Source organism: Plantactinospora sp. CA-290183 (genome assembly GCF_050936375.1).
GTDB lineage: Bacteria > Actinomycetota > Actinomycetes > Mycobacteriales > Micromonosporaceae > Plantactinospora.
The window spans coordinates 1-16008 of the sequence record NZ_JBNJMX010000022.1; the positions used below are offsets into that span (position 1 = coordinate 1).

17 protein-coding genes are annotated in these 16008 nt (G+C 72.4%); 10 read left to right on the plus strand and 7 right to left on the minus strand.

Annotation, left to right across the window (positions count from 1 at the left end):
* Nucleotides 1-165: 165 nt before the first annotated feature.
* A complete protein-coding gene (locus ACQEUR_RS21580) occupies nucleotides 166-636 on the minus strand; it encodes a hypothetical protein (protein ID WP_433034168.1) in 471 nt (156 codons plus the stop codon).
* A 261-nt stretch (nucleotides 637-897) separates the two neighbouring features.
* Here ACQEUR_RS21580 and ACQEUR_RS21585 point away from each other — a divergent pair, with 261 nt between their 5' ends.
* Nucleotides 898-2475: an amino acid permease gene (locus ACQEUR_RS21585; protein WP_433034171.1), complete on the plus strand. Its 1578-nt coding sequence runs from the start codon at nucleotides 898-900 to the stop codon at nucleotides 2473-2475.
* Nucleotides 2476-2484: 9 nt separating this feature from the next.
* On the opposite strand, the gene ACQEUR_RS21590 is transcribed toward ACQEUR_RS21585, so the two are convergent.
* From ACQEUR_RS21590 to ACQEUR_RS21600, 3 genes are read right to left on the minus strand one after another with little or no spacing between them, the layout of a single operon-like run.
* On the minus strand, nucleotides 2485-2868 hold the full coding sequence (locus ACQEUR_RS21590) for a hypothetical protein (protein ID WP_433034174.1): 384 nt from the start codon (nucleotides 2866-2868) through the stop codon (nucleotides 2485-2487).
* Nucleotides 2865-3419 carry a hypothetical protein gene (locus tag ACQEUR_RS21595; RefSeq protein WP_433034177.1) on the minus strand — a complete coding sequence of 185 codons (555 nt, stop codon included), beginning with the start codon at nucleotides 3417-3419 and terminating at the stop codon, nucleotides 2865-2867. The genes ACQEUR_RS21590 and ACQEUR_RS21595 overlap by 4 nt, the downstream gene beginning before the upstream one ends.
* 29 nt (nucleotides 3420-3448) lie before the next feature.
* Complete coding sequence (locus tag ACQEUR_RS21600; protein ID WP_433034180.1) at nucleotides 3449-3694, minus strand: hypothetical protein; 246 nt, start codon at nucleotides 3692-3694, stop codon at nucleotides 3449-3451.
* A 201-nt stretch (nucleotides 3695-3895) separates the two neighbouring features.
* Between ACQEUR_RS21600 and ACQEUR_RS21605 the strand changes: the two genes are divergently transcribed.
* From ACQEUR_RS21605 to ACQEUR_RS21625, 5 genes are all read left to right on the plus strand, one after another.
* Nucleotides 3896-5263, plus strand: a complete 1368-nt coding sequence (locus tag ACQEUR_RS21605) for a glutamine synthetase family protein (protein WP_433034183.1) — start codon at nucleotides 3896-3898, stop codon at nucleotides 5261-5263.
* A 10-nt stretch (nucleotides 5264-5273) separates the two neighbouring features.
* Nucleotides 5274-6650 carry an aldehyde dehydrogenase family protein gene (locus tag ACQEUR_RS21610; protein WP_433034270.1) on the plus strand — a complete coding sequence of 459 codons (1377 nt, stop codon included), beginning with the start codon at nucleotides 5274-5276 and terminating at the stop codon, nucleotides 6648-6650.
* Nucleotides 6643-7410: a 3-oxoacyl-ACP reductase gene (locus ACQEUR_RS21615; protein ID WP_433034186.1), complete on the plus strand. Its 768-nt coding sequence runs from the start codon at nucleotides 6643-6645 to the stop codon at nucleotides 7408-7410. Before ACQEUR_RS21610 ends, ACQEUR_RS21615 begins: the two co-directional genes overlap by 8 nt.
* Nucleotides 7411-7462: 52 nt before the next feature.
* Entirely contained in the window at nucleotides 7463-8320 is an 858-nt protein-coding gene (map, locus tag ACQEUR_RS21620; RefSeq protein ID WP_433034189.1) for a type I methionyl aminopeptidase, read from the plus strand.
* A gap of 80 nt (nucleotides 8321-8400) precedes the next feature.
* Nucleotides 8401-9027: a VIT1/CCC1 transporter family protein gene (locus tag ACQEUR_RS21625; protein ID WP_433034272.1), complete on the plus strand. Its 627-nt coding sequence runs from the start codon at nucleotides 8401-8403 to the stop codon at nucleotides 9025-9027.
* Nucleotides 9028-9036: 9 nt separating this feature from the next.
* Here the strand turns inward: ACQEUR_RS21625 and ACQEUR_RS21630 are convergent, their stop codons facing one another.
* The 3 genes from ACQEUR_RS21630 to ACQEUR_RS21640 are packed head-to-tail and all read right to left on the minus strand — an operon-like array spanning nucleotide 9037 to nucleotide 10483.
* On the minus strand, nucleotides 9037-9522 hold the full coding sequence (locus ACQEUR_RS21630; protein ID WP_433034192.1) for a nitroreductase family deazaflavin-dependent oxidoreductase: 486 nt from the start codon (nucleotides 9520-9522) through the stop codon (nucleotides 9037-9039).
* 38 nt (nucleotides 9523-9560) lie between these two features.
* Entirely contained in the window at nucleotides 9561-9983 is a 423-nt protein-coding gene (locus ACQEUR_RS21635) for a ferritin-like domain-containing protein (RefSeq protein WP_433034195.1), read from the minus strand.
* Nucleotides 9980-10483: a hypothetical protein gene (locus ACQEUR_RS21640; RefSeq protein WP_433034198.1), complete on the minus strand. Its 504-nt coding sequence runs from the start codon at nucleotides 10481-10483 to the stop codon at nucleotides 9980-9982. Before ACQEUR_RS21640 ends, ACQEUR_RS21635 begins: the two co-directional genes overlap by 4 nt.
* A gap of 189 nt (nucleotides 10484-10672) precedes the next feature.
* On the opposite strand from ACQEUR_RS21640, the gene rimP reads away from it, so the two are divergent.
* The 4 genes from rimP to infB all read left to right on the plus strand — a co-directional run bounded on the left by rimP (nucleotide 10673) and on the right by infB (nucleotide 15954).
* Nucleotides 10673-11422 (plus strand): ribosome maturation factor RimP, encoded by a 750-nt coding sequence (rimP, locus tag ACQEUR_RS21645; protein ID WP_433034200.1) that lies wholly within the window; start codon nucleotides 10673-10675, stop codon nucleotides 11420-11422.
* Entirely contained in the window at nucleotides 11419-12474 is a 1056-nt protein-coding gene (gene nusA, locus ACQEUR_RS21650) for a transcription termination factor NusA (protein WP_433034203.1), read from the plus strand. The genes rimP and nusA overlap by 4 nt, the downstream gene beginning before the upstream one ends.
* A 15-nt stretch (nucleotides 12475-12489) precedes the next feature.
* A complete protein-coding gene (locus ACQEUR_RS21655; RefSeq protein ID WP_433034205.1) occupies nucleotides 12490-12834 on the plus strand; it encodes a YlxR family protein in 345 nt (114 codons plus the stop codon).
* Nucleotides 12835-12927: 93 nt separating this feature from the next.
* Nucleotides 12928-15954, plus strand: coding sequence for a translation initiation factor IF-2 (gene infB, locus ACQEUR_RS21660; RefSeq protein ID WP_433034207.1), 3027 nt, complete (start codon nucleotides 12928-12930; stop codon nucleotides 15952-15954).
* The last annotated feature ends 54 nt before the right edge of the window (nucleotides 15955-16008 follow it).

Below are 16008 nucleotides of genomic sequence, written 5' to 3' on the forward strand. Positions count from 1 at the left end.
ACGCCCGGCAGGCGTGGCCGTCCACGAAGCACGCGTTGCAGGCGGTCGGGCTCGCGCTGCTGGTCGAGCTGGCCGCCGCGCTCGGCATCACCGGGGTCTGGCTGGTCGGTCTCGTCGTCACCTGAGGGCGGCGGAGCGCCGTTGTCTGAGGGCGGCGGAGCGTCGTCACCCGAGGGCGGCGGAGCGGATCCGGATCGGTGTGGGCGGGACGTACACGCTCTGCGCCCCGCCGGGACCCTCGACGTAGCCCGACGCGCTCCAGCTCGCCGCCCCGGCGACGAGGGGGCCGGAGTAGCTGACCAGCTCGACGGCGTACTGCTGGGGCTGGCCGGTGCAGACCGCCGGTTCGAGGTAGCCGAAGGCGTCGACCACGGTGCCGGCGACATCCTGCCGGAGGCCGAGGTCGACGACGCCCCGCTCGGCCACCCCGCCGGGGTACGGCCCGCAGGTGTACCGGCCGATCAGCACGGCGCGCTCCGGGCTGTCGCCGAGCAGCGCGTACCGGGCGGTGACCGTCAGAGCCGGCGCGGCTCCCGCCCGGCCCTCGGGCGCGGCCGTCGCCGGCACCGGCGGTGCGACCAGCGCCGCGAAGGCGAGCCCGAGCACCGTGACCACCCCTGGCAGCAGCCTCGTCATGCCTGGTCCTCCTCGTCTCGCCGCCGTCCCGACGTCGCCTGCGGCGGTCGCGGTACGCGGATGCGGTTGAGCCGGGACGCTAGGCCAGATCGGCCCGCCGCGCCGGCCGGGGACGGCCCGAGCCGGACATGCCGCAACTAGCGACAAGCCGAGCAAAGACGGGGAGAGCGGGTGGTTGACGGGGCACTCCGGCCGGCGGACGATCTCGGCAGACGGTGGCGAAGGTCACAGTCTCCATCCTGCCGGTAGAAGGAGACGTCGATGAGCGCACCAACGCATCCCGCCGAGCCGCCGGGCGCCAGCGCCGCCGGCCTCGACGAGCAGCGGCTGGCCGAACTCGGCTACAAGCAGGAACTGCGCCGCAAGCTCTCCGGCTTCTCCAACTTCGCGGTCTCGTTCTCGATCATCTCGATCCTGGCCGGCGCGATCACCTCGTACGGGATCGCGATGACCGCCGGCGGGCCGATGGCGATCACCCTGGGCTGGCTCTTCGTCGGCGGCATGGTGATCCTGGTGGCCCTGGCCATGGCCGAGATCTGCTCGGTCTACCCGACCGCCGGGGCGCTCTACTGGTGGGCGGCGGCGCTGGCGAAACGGAACAAGGCGGCCTGGGCCTGGTTCGTCGGCTGGTTCAACTTCCTCGGCGAGGTCGCGGTCACCGCCGCCATCGACTTCGGGGCGGCCATCACCACCTCCGCCTTCCTGAGCCTCGCCATCGGCCTGGAGGTCACCGCGGGAAGCACCTTCCTGATCTTCCTCGTGATCATCGTCGCGCACGGCCTGCTCAACACGTTCGGGGTCAACCTGGTGCGGCTGCTCTCCGACGTCAGCGCCTGGTGGCACCTGATCGGGGTGGCGGTGATCGTCGGCGTGCTCGCGATCGTGCCGGACCGGCACAAGCCGATCTCGGAGGTCTTCTTCGAGGTCCGCGACGCCACCGGCTTCGAGTTCACCGGTGCGGCGGTCTACGCGGTGCTGATCGGCCTGCTGATGGCCCAGTACACCTACACCGGGTACGACGCCAGCGCCCACGTCGCCGAGGAGACCCACGACGCGGCCCGCTCGGCGCCCCGGGGCATCGTGATGTCGGTGGTGGTCTCGGTGATCGCCGGCTTCTTCCTGCTCTTCGCCATCACCTGGTCCATCCGGGACTACGACGCCCAGCGGCAGACCGAGCTCGGCCTGCCGCCGGCGCAGATCTTCATCGACGCGGCCGGCGACGACCTCGGACTGCTGCTGCTCTTCATCTGTGTGGTCGCCCAGTTCTTCTGCGGGATGGCCTCGGTCACCGCCAACTCCCGGATGGCGTACGCCTTCAGCCGGGACGGCGCGCTGCCCGGCTCCCGCCTCTGGCGGCGGGTCAACCCGCGCACCGGCACGCCCACCAACTCCATCTGGCTCTGCGTCGCCTGCTCGACCCTGCTGGTGCTCCCCTCGCTCTGGAACACCACGGCCTACCTGGCGGCCACCTCGATCGCGGTGATCGGCCTCTACATCGCGTACGTCGGACCGGTGTTCCTGCGCCGCCGCAGCCCCGACTTCACCCCCGGACCGTGGCACCTGGGCCGGTGGAGTGCCCCGGTGGGCTGGCTGGCGATCGGCTGGGTCGGGGTGATCTGCGTGCTCTTCGTGCTCCCGACCACCGCGCCGATCACCGCCTCAACCTTCAACTACACGATCGTCGCGGTGGCGGTGGTGCTCGGCGCGGCCTGGCTCTGGTGGGTGCTCAGCGCCCGGCGCTGGTTCACCGGCCCCCGCCAGAACCTGTCCGGTCCAGAGCGGTCGCCCGACGGCCCGACCCCGCAGGCGAGCCCGTTGGCCACACCACCGGAGGCCTGAGCACGGCGATCAGGTGCGGTGGCCGTCCGCCGTGCCCAGCGTCCTCTCCCAGCCGGAGGCGAGTTCGGGCGTGAGTTCTCCGGCGAGTTCGGGTGTCGCGATCTCGAAGAGGAATTCCTTGATCGTGTCCTCGAACCCGGGTTCCAGACCGACGTCGTCCCGCCCTTCCAGCGCCTCCGCCCAGCGCTGGCATTCGTGGGCCGTCAGGTCATGCTCCCGGTAGCGCCGGAGCAGGCGCATCCCATCCAGTCGGGTCAACACGACAAGCTCGGTGTCGCTGTCCCACTCGAAGCGTGCCAGCGCCGCAACGGCCTCCGTCAGCGACGTTCGCAGCTCGATGAGGTTCCGCAACGCGTCCCCGCGTTGCGTCCGGAGTACGTCGTCCTCGTTCACGGCATCTTGTCCTTGGTGTGTGCGATCGATCCGTCCGGCGTGTGAGTGGTTTTCGTGTAGGCGATGGTTCTTCCGGCTCCGTCGACGGTCTTGGTGTACAACGCGTAAGAGCCGGGTACGCGACCGGAAACCATGGCCTCGAACTGGATCGTGCCGTCGGGGCGTTGTCTGATCACGACGTGCGTCGCGGCCGCGGGTAGCTTCTTCTCGTAACGAGTCAGGTTCGACCGTTGCTCCGATGTCAGGTCGTCGCGACCAAGTGCCCGAGCCAGGACGGCCGGGGCACTCGCTGAATCCCGGGCGCCTCCCGAGGGTGGCTGGCCGGCCGCGCCGCCGTCGATCAGACCGGCGTACGCCGACAGGAGTTCAGTCGCCTTTCGTACGTGGGCGAGCGCATCAGCGACCAGTTCGCCGGCGATTCGTATCCGTTCGAGTGTTTCGGTCGGCTCCTGCCGAGCGGAGCCGTGGGTGACCCGGTGCCAGTTGACGCCGGCCTCATTGATCTCGACGCGGGCCCGTCCGAGCGTCGCGGCGGGGAGGGCGGCAATCATCCGCCGCAACTCTGCGGGAACGGAATCCGTCATAGTCGCTCGGAGAATCGCCGGCCCGTCGACGTCGCCCGATCGAGTTGGCGTACCGCGTCGACGGTTGCGCGCAGCGCGACGTCGAGTTCGGCGATGGCGCCGCGGACGTATTCGTGGTTGCTGCTCCGCAGGACGGTCTTCGCCTGGCTCGCGGTGTCGCGTAGGCAGTTGGAGGCGTGATTCAGCGCCGCATGCGGTAGGAGGTTGAGGATTTGCGTGCACTCTTCCCGTAGCGTCGCCATCGGGCATCCTCATGGTTGTCGTGGACCTGGGCTGCTGCGGCGCTCTCAAGATATCGATGACGGGGACTCTGTTGGGGCGTCTCCGGGTTGTCTTCATATCTTGCGAAGAGGATCAATGAGCAGATGTCGGGAGAGCCCGACCTGTCGCCGGTTGACGCTGCCGTCCTTTGCGAGTAGATCTTTGTCCATGGGATTCCGCGCATGACGGCCCGATCGCCCGCGCTGAGCCTGGAGCAGTTGCGGCTGGAGGTCGACGCCGGCCAGCTCGACACGGTGCTGCTCGCCCTGGTCGACATGCAGGGCCGGCTACAGGGCAAACGGTTCCACGCGCCCTACTTCCTGTCCGACGTGGTCGGGCACGGCAGCGAGGGCTGCAACTACCTGCTCGCCGTCGACGTGGAGATGAACACCGTCGACGGGTACGCGATGTCGAGCTGGGAGCGGGGCTACGGGGACTTCGCCATGGTGCCCGACCTGGCCACGCTGCGCCGGGTGCCCTGGCAACCCGGCACCGCGATGCTCCTGGCCGACCTGGCCTGGTCGGACGGGGCCGAGGTGGTCGCCTCGCCCCGGCAGATCCTGCGCCGGCAGCTCGAGCGGCTCGCCGGGCACGGCCTGAGCGCGTACGCGGGGACCGAGCTGGAGTTCGTGCTCTACCGCGACTCCTACGAGGACGCCTGGCGCCGGGGCTACCGCGAGCTGACCCCGGCGAACCTCTACAACGTGGACTACTCGCTGCTGGGCACCGCCCGGGTCGAGCCGCTGCTGCGCCGGATCCGCACCGAGATGGCCGGCGCCGGCCTGCTGCCGGAGAGCGCCAAGGGGGAGTGCAACCTCGGCCAGCACGAGATCGCGTTCCGCTACGCCGACGCGCTGACCTGCGCGGACAACCACGTGGTCTACAAGAACGGGGCGAAGGAGATCGCCGCCCAGGAGGGCATGGCGATCACCTTCATGGCCAAGCCGAACCAGCGGGAGGGCAACTCCTGCCACATCCACTTCTCGCTGCGCGATGTCGACGGCTCCTCGGCGATGCTCGGCGACGGCCCGGCGCACCTGTCCGAGACCGGGCAGCAGGTGCTGGCCGGGCTGCTGGCCACGATGCGCGACTTCAGCCTGCTCTTCGCGCCCAACGTCAACTCGTACAAGCGGTACCAGCCCGGGTCGTTCGCCCCGACCGCGCTGCGCTGGGGCACCGACAACCGCACCTGCGCGCTCCGGCTGGTCGGCCACGGGCCGGGGATGCGGGTGGAGAACCGGGTCCCGGGCGCCGACGTCAACCCGTACCTGGCGATCGCCGCGCTGGTGGCGGGGGCCGTACACGGGATCGAGGCGGGGTTGGAGCTGGCGCCCGAGTGCACCGGCAACGCGTACGGCGACGAGGCCGCGTCGCGGGTGCCGGCCACCCTGCGGGACGCGCTCGGGCTCTGGGAGGCCGCGCCGCTGGCCCGGGCCGCGTTCGGGGACGAGGTGGTCGCGCACTACGCCAACCAGGCCCGGGTGGAGCTGGCCGCGTTCGACGCGGCGGTCACCGACTGGGAGATGTTCCGTGGCTTCGAACGGCTCTGAACCCACCACGCTGGTCAACCCGGCGACCGGGGCGGTGCTGGCCACCGTCCCGGCGACCGGCCCCGCCGAGGCCGACGCGGCGATCGGGCGGGCCGAGCGGGCGTACCAGGGCTGGCGGCGGGTCGCACCGGGGGACCGGGCCCGGCTGCTGCGCCGGTTCGCCGCCGAGGTGGACGCGCACCGGGACGAGCTGGCCGGGTTGGAGGTGGCCAACGCCGGCCACACCATCGGCAACGCCCGCTGGGAGGCGGGGAACGTCCGGGACGTGCTCGACTACTACGCGGGGGCGCCGGAGCGGCTGACCGGCCGGCAGATCCCGGTGCCGGGCGGGCTGGACGTGACCTTCCACGAACCGCTCGGCGTGGTCGGGGTGATCGTGCCGTGGAACTTCCCGATGCCGATCGCCGCCTGGGGGTTCGCCCCCGCCCTGGCGGCCGGCAACACCGTGGTGCTCAAGCCGGCCGAGCTGACCCCGCTGACCGCGATCCGCCTCGGCGAGCTGGCCCTGGCCGCCGGCCTGCCCCCGGACGTGTTCACCGTGCTGCCCGGCCGGGGTGCGGTGGTGGGTGGGGCGTTCGTGCGGCATCCTGCGGTGCGCAAGCTCTGCTTCACCGGCTCGACGGAGGTGGGCACCCGGATCATGGCCGGCTGTGCCGAGCGGGTCAAACGGGTCACCCTCGAACTCGGCGGCAAGAGCGCGAACATCGTCTTCGCCGACGCCGACCTGGAACGGGCGGCGGCGGCCGCGCCGTACGCGGTCTTCGACAACGCCGGCCAGGACTGCTGCGCGCGGTCGCGGATCCTGGTCCAGCGACCGGTGTACGACCGGTTCCTGGAGTTGCTGGAGCCGGCGGTGCGGGCGGTGCGGGTCGAGGACCCGGCGCGGGAGACCGCCGAGATGGGGCCGCTGATCTCGGCGCCGCACCGGGACCGGGTCGCGAGCTACGTCGACGGCGCCGAGGTGGCCTTCACCGGCTCCTGTCCGGACGGGCCGGGCTTCTGGCATCCGCCGACGGTGCTGCTGGCGAGGTCCCCGACCGAGCGGCACTGGCGGGAGGAGCTCTTCGGCCCGGTGGTCTCGGTGCTGCCCTTCGAGGACGAGGCGGAGGCGCTGCGGCTGGCCAACGACACCGAGTACGGCCTCTCCGGTTCGATCTGGACCCGGGACGTGGGGCGGGCGATCCGGGTGGCCCGGGGCGTGGAGGCCGGCAACCTGAGCGTCAACTCGCACTCCTCGGTGCGCTACTGGACCCCGTTCGGCGGGATGAAGCAGTCCGGTCTCGGCCGGGAGCTGGGCCCGGACGCCCTGCACGCCTTCACCGACGTGAAGAACGTCTTCATCGCCACCGAGGACGGCGGTCGAGAGGGGTACGGCGATGATGAGTGATCGACTGGCCGGGCGGGTGGCGGTGGTCACCGGGGCCGGCAGCGGGATCGGCCTGGCGACCGTCCGCCGGTTCGCCGCCGAGGGGGCCCGGGTGGTCTGTGTCGACATCGCGCCGGACGCCGGACGGGCGGCGGCCGAGGAGGTCGACGGCGATTTCGTGGCCTGTGACGTGGCCGACGAGACGGCGGTGCGGGAACTCTTCGACGGGGTGGCGCAGCGGCACGGCCGGGTCGACATCGCGTTCAACAACGCCGGCATCTCGCCCCCGGAGGACGACTCGATCCTGACCACCGGCCTGGACGCCTGGGAACGGGTACTCAGGGTCAACACCACCAGCATCTACCTCTGCTGCAGGTACGCGATCCCGCACATGCTCCGGCAGGGCAAGGGTTCGATCATCAACACCGCCTCGTTCGTCGCGCTGATGGGGGCGGCGACGTCGCAGATCGCGTACACCGCGAGCAAGGGCGGGGTGCTGGCGCTGACCCGGGAACTCGGGGTGCAGTTCGCCCGGCAGGGGATCCGGGTCAACGCCCTCTGCCCCGGGCCGGTCGGCACCCCTCTGCTGCGGGAGCTCTTCGCCGCCGACCCGGAGCGCGCCGCCCGGCGCCTGGTGCACGTACCGATGGGCCGGTTCGGCGAGCCCGAGGAGATCGCCGCCGCGGTGGCCTTCCTGGCCAGTGACGACGCCTCCTTCATGACGGCGGCCCAGTTCGTGGTCGACGGCGGGATCACCGGCGCCTACGTCACCCCGATCTAGGCCCGGCCGTGGGGCGTGGGTGTCCCGGCGCGCCGACGATAGGCTGGAAGTCATGACCGTCCGTGCACCGCTGACGCCCGGGACGATCTCACCGTGGCGTCAGGTCCCGTCGCATATCGTCCGTCCCGAGTACGTCGGCAAGAAGCGGCCGAAGGAGTGGCGCGGCTCGCACGTGCAGTCCGCCGAGACGATCGAGAAGATGCGGGTCGCCGGCCGGATCGCCGCCCAGGCCACCCAGCTGGCGGGGGAGCACTGCAAGCCGGGGGTGACCACCGACGAGATCGACCGGCTGGTGCACGAGTTCCTGGTCGACCACGGCGCCTACCCCTCCACCCTCGGCTACAAGGGCTTCCCCAAGTCCTGCTGCACCAGCCTCAACGAGGTGATCTGCCACGGCATCCCCGACTCCACGGTGCTGGAGGACGGCGACATCATCAACGTCGACGTCACCGCGTACCTGGACGGGGTGCACGGCGACACGGACGCCACCTTCTGCGTCGGTGAGGTCTCCGAGCCGGCCCGGCTGCTGGTCGAGCGGACCCACGAGGCGATGATGCGGGGCATCCGGGCGGTCGCCCCGGGCCGGCAGATCAACGTCGTCGGCCGGGTCATCGAGTCGTACGCCAAGCGTTTCGGCTACGGCGTGGTGCGCGACTTCACCGGCCACGGCATCGGCGAGGCCTTCCACAGCGGTCTCTACGTCCCGCACTACGACAGCCCGCGGCCCACCGACATCATGGAGCCGGGGATGACCTTCACCATCGAGCCGATGATCACCCTCGGCACCTACGAGTACGACATCTGGGCCGACGGGTGGACGGTGGTCACCAAGGACCGCCGCTGGACGGCCCAGTTCGAGCACACGATCCTCGTCACCGAGGACGGCCACGAGATCCTGACGCTCCCGTGACGGACGCCTCGGTCCCGATCAGCGAGCACCACCACGCCGACGTCTCCGGCGGCTGGCTGCGCCCCGCGGTGTTCGGCGCGATGGACGGCCTGGTGACCAACATCGCGCTGATCGCCGGGGTGGGCGGCGGCGGGGTCGCCGCGCGCAACATCGTGTTGACCGGCTTCGCCGGGCTGGTCGCCGGGGCGATCTCGATGGGGCTGGGCGAATACACCAGCGTGCGCTCGCAGAACGAGCAGGTCGAGGCCGAGGTCGCCAAGGAGCGCCGGGAGCTGGAGCGCAACCCGGTCGGCGAGGCCCGGGAACTGGCCGAGGCGTGGGCGTCCCGGGGGCTGCCCCGGGACCTGGCCGAGCAGGTGGCGAACGCCCTGCGGAGCAATCCCGAGGAGGCGCTGCGGATGCACGTACGGGAGGAGCTCGGCGTCGACGCCGACGACCGGCCCAGCCCGTGGACGGCCGCCTTCTCCTCGTTCCTCTGCTTCTCCGTCGGGGCGGTGGTGCCGCTGATCACCTACCTGCTCGGCTTCGACAGCCTCTGGCTCGCGCTCGGGGTGGGCGGCCTGGGGCTCTTCGTCGCCGGTGCGGCGGTCGCCCGGTTCACCAACCGCCGCTGGTGGGTCAGCGGCGGCCGGCAGTTGCTGCTGGGCGCGGCGGCCACCGCCGTGACGTACCTGGTCGGGCGGTTGATCGGCGTCGGCGCCGCCTGAGCGCCCCGCTCAGCTCGGCTCCAGCCGGAAGATGTGGAGCTTCCGGCCGCCGGCCCGTCCCAGGTAGGTCTGGTAGGCCGGCCACTGCGCCACCAGCAGCAGCCACAGCCGCTCCCGCTCCGCGCCGTCGACCGGCCGGGCCCGCACCGGCACCCGCGCGCCGCGCACGGTCACCGTCGCGGCCGGATCGGCGAGCAGGTTCAGCGCCCAGGCCGGGTGCCGGGTCGAACCCCAGTTCGAGCCGATCACCACGTACGCGTCACCGTCCGGCGCGTACTGCAACGGGTTGCTGCGCGGCTGACCGGAGCGGCGTCCGGTGGTCGTGATCAGCAGGGACGGCACCAGTCCCAGCGCCACCACCCGGCCCTTCGTCAGGCGGGCGATCAGGCGGTCGGCCGGGACCACCAGCGGTGTGCAGGCGGCGAACCAGCGCTGGTGACCGAGCCGACGGACGAGACCGCCCGGCGTGCAGACGCGGTGTTCCGGAGTGGACATCCGTACAGTCTGCCGGTCGACCGTCCGGTCCGCACCGGTCAGCCGGGGCGTCCCGGGAAGGCCACCGTGGCCGGGATGACGCCGGCGGTACGCCGCCACCGGGTGGCCCGGACCGCGGCGTCGGTCAGCGCGGCGAGCGCCCGGGTGCGCTGGTCGCCCTCGGTGGCGGGCAGCGCCGCCCGCCAGACCGCCGCGGTGCGCTCCTCGATCTGGAGCGCCAACTGGAGCGCGCTGGTCTCGTCGGTGACCGGGAACGGCAGCGTGTACGCCGGCTCGGGCGGCGGAGGGCTGGCGCCCTGTTCGGCCAGGAGCAGCACCAGGCTGTCCCGGCGGGCCCGGTGGGCCGCCTCCGCCGAGCGCGCCTGGTCGGCCGAGGCGCCGGAGAGCCGTACGCCGATCGGCCCGTACGCGTAGATCGCGGCGTGTTCGGCGGCGAGCGCGGCGGCGAGTTCCCCGCTCACCGGACCACCTCCGCGTGGCTGGCCCGGGCGGCGGCGATCGACCCCACCAGCGCGGCCCGCGCCGCGGGGGCGGCCGCGCACGCCGTGGCGGCGGCCTCCCGGGCCTGTTGCTCGGCGGTCCGCAGGTCACGCAGCGTCGCCTCGGCGCTCGCCCCGGGGGCGGCGGCGGTCGCGGTGGTGCTCGGCAGCGCGGTGCCGGTGACCCGGGCCAGTTCGGCGGCGTGCTCCCGGTGCGCCTGGGCGATCGGGCGGAGCCGGGCGTCCAGCTCCGGGAAGGCGGCGATCGCGGCCTCGTGCCGGCCGGCGAGCTCCAGTGCTCCGGGAATCAGCGGGACGAGCGGGTCCGGGGCGGGCGGCCGGTCGGGACCGTTGTCGAGCAGCCCGCACCCGGTCAGCGAGCCGGTGGCCCCGGCCAGCGCCACCAGGGCGGCTGTCCGTACCACCGTGCGCCGGGACCGTCCCGCCGCGGTGTTCGTCTGGTTCGTGTCTGGCGTGCGCACCGGCCAAGTCAACACCATCGGTGCCGGGCCGGGGGCCGGCACCGCCCGTGTCGGCCGTCCGTCGGTGCGCCGATCGGTCGCCCGGCGGGCCAGCGCGTTACGCTCTGCGCAGCCGCCGGGCACTCGGCCCGGGGGCACGCTGGTGTGGCTGCCCGACCGGGTCCCGCCGATCGCGAGAAAGGTGCGGAGATGACGCAGCGTGGCCGTGCCACTGGCCGGCCGAAGGCGAGCTCGCGCGCTCCGGCACGCCCTCGGGGAGATGCGGCCGCGCATCGGCTCCGACTCCGCGCCGTGATCGAACCGGTGGTGACGGCCGCCGGGTACGACCTGGAGGACCTCTCGGTCTCCCGGGCCGGACGCCGGCACGTGGTCCGGGTGATCGTGGACCGCGACGGCGGCGTCAGCCTCGACGCGGTGGCCGACGTCTCCCGGGCCGTCTCCGGTGCGCTGGACGAGGCCGAGGCGGCCGCGGGTGACCTGGTCGCGGGGGAGTACCAGCTCGAGGTGAGCTCGCCCGGGGTGGACCGTCCGCTGACGCTGCCCCGGCACTGGCGACGCAACGTCGGCCGACTGGTGAAGGTGACCGCGAGCGGTGCCGGCCACCGTCCGCCCGAGCAGCGCCGCCCGGACGGGCCCGTCGGGGATCCCCCGGCCGGCGCTCCGGAGCGGGACGAGGCACCGGCCGCCGCTGGTACGCGGGCCGGGTCCCGGCAGGTGACGGCCCGGGTGGTCGCCGCCGACGAGCACGGGGTGGTGCTGGCCACCGAGTCCGGCCCGACGCAGTGGCGGTACGCGGACCTCGGTCCCGGCCGCGTGCAGGTGGAGTTCACCCGGCTGGACGAGATCGCGGACGGGGATCTCCCGGAGATCGACGACAGCGACGACAGCGACGATGACGATTTCGGCGACGACGAAGATGTGGAGGGCGAGGAGCGGTGAACATCGACCTCGCGGCGTTGCGCGCCCTGGAGCGTGAACGGGAGATCCCGTTCGACACGATCCTCGCGGCGATCGAAACCGCGCTGCTGACCGCCTACCGGCATACCGAGGGGGCCCAGACCCACGCCCGGGTCGAAATCGACCGGAAGACGGGGGCGGCCCTGGTCTACGCCCAGGAGGTGGACGACGAGGGCACGGTGACCCGGGAGGTGGACGACACCCCGCACGATTTCGGGCGGATCGCCGCGATGACCGCCAAGCAGGTCATCCTGCAGCGGCTGCGCGAGGCGACCGACGAGGTGCACTTCGGCGAGTACGTCGGCCGGGACGGTGACCTGGTCACCGGCGTGGTGCAGGCGCACGAGGCGCGCAGCGAGAAGGGCATCGTCTCGGTCGACCTGGGCAAGGTGGAGGCGGTGCTGCCGCAGGCCGAGCAGGTCCCGGGCGAGCTGTACGAGCACGGCCAGCGGATCCGGTGCGTGGTCGTGCACGTGGTCAAGGGCTTCCGCGGGCCGCAGATCACCCTCTCCCGTTCGCACCCCAACCTGGTGAAGAAGCTCTTCGCCCTAGAGGTGCCGGAGATCGCCGACGGCACGGTCGAGATCGCCGCGATCGCCCGCGAGGCGGGGCACCGCACCAAGATCGCCGTACGTTCCACGGTCTCGGGCGTGAACGCCAAGGGCGCCTGCATCGGCCCGATGGGCCAGCGGGTCCGCGCGGTCATGAGCGAGCTGCACGGTGAGAAGATCGACATCATCGACTGGTCGGACGACCCGGCCGGGTTCGTGGGCAACGCCCTCTCCCCGGCCAAGGCGCTCCGGGTCGAGGTGGTCGACGCGGCCACCCGTACCGCCCGGGTCACCGTGCCGGACTTCCAGCTCTCCCTGGCCATCGGGCGCGAGGGGCAGAATGCCCGGTTGGCCGCCCGGTTGACCGGCTGGCGGATCGACATTCGTCCGGATACGGAGCAGGTGTCCAGCCCGGCGCCGGCCGCCCGGCCGAGCGGTGCTGATCACGCTGCCGAGGCAGGCGGAGCGGTTTCGGCCGGGTAGGGGTAGACTTTCTCAGTGGTACGACGCGCGTGGCCGGAGCGCACCTGTGTGGGCTGCCGGCAGCGGGCGCCGGCCGGCCAGCTGCTGCGGATCGTCGCGGTCGGCGATGAGACTGGTCACAGCCTCCGACCCGATCCGGCCCGTAGGATGCCGGGTCGGGGGGCGAACCTGCATCCTGATCCGGCCTGCTTCACGCTGGCGCTCCGGCGCCGGGCCTTCGGGCGCGCGCTGCGTATCGCTGGCGTTCCCGACGCGAGTGAGTTGGCCGAGCACTTTCAAGGCGTTGACAACCACGTCCGGTCACCCGACCGGACGGGGCCCATGCAACGGACCGCACGCAAGGTAGGACGACCGACATGAGCACACGATGAAGTCCCAGAAATGACCAGGCTTCAAGTGCACGAGTGAGGTCGCTGTGGGCGCTGCCCGCACGACCTCGGAGTGAGGAGTGCAGTGGCAGGCAAGGCCCGCGTACACGAGCTTGCGAAAGAGCTCGGGGTCGAGAGCAAGACCGTACTCGCCAAGTTGAAAGAGATGGGCGAGTTCGTCAAGTCAGCGTCGAGCACCGTCGAGGCCCCGGTGGCCCGCCGGCTGCGCGGCGCATTCGTCGCGTCCTCGGAATCCGCGGCACCCGCGGCTCCGTCGGCGCCTCCGGCCCCGTCGGCACCGCCGACCCCGGGTGCCGGCGAACCCAGGACCTCCGCCAGGCCGGCGCCGCCCCGTCGCGCGGTGCCGCAGGCCAAGCCGAAGGGTCCGGGCCCAGGTCCGGGTCCGGTTCCGGGCCCGCCGCCACCGGTGGCGACCACTCCGGTCGCGAAGCCGGCGAGCGCGCACGACATCGAGGTGGCCGCCGCCGAGGCGCGGGCCGCCGCGCTCAAGGCCGAGCAGGAGGCGACCGTCAAGGCCGCCCAGGCCGCCCGGCAGCAGCGCGGCGACACCGTCCGGCGGGAGCCTCCGGCCGACGGCGGGAACACCGCCCGGCCGAGGCCGGGGCCGAACGCCGTGCCGCCCCGTCCGGGTTCTCCGGCCGGAGCGCGTCCCGCGCCGCCCGGTGCGCCGACGCCCGGTCCGGCAGCCCGGCCCGGCGGTCGCCCGCCGGCTCGCAGCGGCGGTAACAACCCGTTCGGCATCACCCCCGGTGGACAGCGCCCGGCCGCCGCTGGCGGCGGGTCCCGGCCCAACCCGGGGTCGATGCCGCCCCGGCCGAGCCCGGCCTCGATGCCGCCTCGGCCCAGCCCGGCGTCCATGCCGACCCAGCGACCCAGCCCCCGCCCCGGCGGTGGCCCCGGTCGTCCGGGCGGTGGCGGCGGTGCCGGTCGCCCCGGTGGCGCTGGCGGCGGTGGATTCCGCGGTGGTCCCGGTGGCGGTGGCGGCGGCGGTGGATTCCGCGGCGGTCCCGGTGGCGGTGCCGGCGGTGGCGCCGGTGGCGGCTACCGCGGTGGTCCCGGTGGCGGCGCCGGCGGTGGCGGTGGCTACCGTGGCGGTCCCGGCGGCGGTGCGCCGGCCGGCGGCGGAGGGCGTCCCGGTGGGGGCGGCCGTGGCCGTGGTGGCGGTGCCGCGGGTGCCTTCGGGCGTCCGGGGGGCAAGCCGACCCGCGGTCGCAAGTCCAAGAAGCAGCGCAGACAGGAGTTCGACAACCTGTCGGCACCGGCGATGAGCTCGGGCGCGCCCCGGGGTCAGGGTCAGGTCGTCCGCCTGCCGCGCGGTGCCTCGCTGTCGGACTTCGCCGACAAGATCAACGCGAATCCCGGTTCGCTGGTCCAGGAGATGTTCAACCTGGGCGAGATGGTCACGGCGACCCAGTCCTGCTCCGACGAGACCCTGCTGCTGTTGGGTGAGCACCTCGGCTTCGACGTGCAGATCGTCAGCCCGGAGGACGAGGACCGCGAGCTGCTGGCCCAGTTCAACATCGACCTGGACGCCGAGGTCGCCACGGACCGGCTGGTCAGCCGGCCGCCGGTGGTGACCGTCATGGGTCACGTCGACCACGGTAAGACCAAGCTGCTCGACGCGATCCGCAAGGCGAACGTGGTCGAGGGCGAGGCCGGCGGCATCACCCAGCACATCGGCGCGTACCAGGTGCACGTGCCGCACGAGGGCATCGACCGGGCGCTGACCATCATCGACACCCCGGGTCACGAGGCGTTCACCGCCATGCGTGCCCGTGGTGCCCAGGTCACCGACATCGTGGTGCTGGTGGTGGCGGCGGACGACGGCGTCATGCCGCAGACGATCGAGGCGCTCAACCACGCCAAGGCGGCCGACGTGCCGATCGTGGTCGCGGTCAACAAGATCGACAAGCCCGAGGCCAACCCGGACAAGGTCCGTCAGCAGTTGACCGAGTACGGCCTGGTCGCCGAGGAGTACGGCGGCGAGACCATGTTCGTCAACGTGGCGGCCAAGCCGGGCATCGGCATCGAGGAGCTGCTCGAGGCGATCCTGCTCACCGCCGACGCGTCGCTGGAGCTGACCGCTCCGATCGACGGGCCGGCACAGGGTGTGGCCATCGAGGCGCACCTCGACAAGGGTCGCGGTGCGGTGGCCACGGTGCTGGTGCAGAAGGGCACCCTGCGGGCGGGCGACTCGATCGTCGCCGGTGGGGCGCACGGCCGGGTCCGGGCGATGCTCGACGAGAACGGCAAGCCGGTCTCCGAGGCGGGTCCGGCACGTCCGGTGATGGTGCTCGGCCTGACCGCGCCGCCCGGCGCGGGCGACACGTTCCTCGCGGCCGAGGACGACCGTACGGTCCGGCAGATCGCCGAGCAGCGGCAGGCACGGCGGCGGGCGGCGAGCTTCGCCAACTCCCGTGGGCGGGCCACCCTGGAGACGCTCATGGAGCAGCTCAAGGAGGGCGAGAAGACCTCGCTCAACCTGGTGCTCAAGGGCGATGTCTCCGGTTCGGTCGAGGCCCTGGAGGACGCGCTGTTCAAGCTCGACATTCCGGAGGAGGTCCAACTGCGGATCATCCACCGGGGCGTCGGTGCCATCACCGAGAGCGACGTGATGCTGGCCAGCGCCTCCTCGGAGGCGGTGACGATCATCGGCTTCAACGTCCGGGCCTCCAACAAGGTCCGGGAGATCGCCGACCGCGAGGGTGTGGAGATCCGGTACTACACGGTCATCTACCAGGCCATCGAGGAGATCGACGCGGCGCTCAAGGGCCTGCTCAAGCCGGAGTTCGAGGAGGTCGAACTCGGCTCGGCGGAGGTCCGCGACGTGTTCCGCTCGTCCAAGATCGGCAACATCGCCGGTTGTATCGTGCGGTCCGGTGTGCTCCGCCGGAACGCGAAGGCACGGCTGCTGCGCGACGGGGCGGTCGTGGCGGAGAACCTCACGATCAACTCGCTCAAGCGGTTCAAGGACGACGCCACCGAGGTCCGCGAGGGCTTCGAGTGTGGTCTGACTCTGGGTGGTTACAACAACGTCCAGGTCGGCGACGTCATCGAGACGTTCGAGATGCGCGAGAAGCCGCGCGCCTGAGCGACGCTCGACCAGCGGCCGGGACCCGACGGGTCCCGGCCGCTGGCCGTTCCC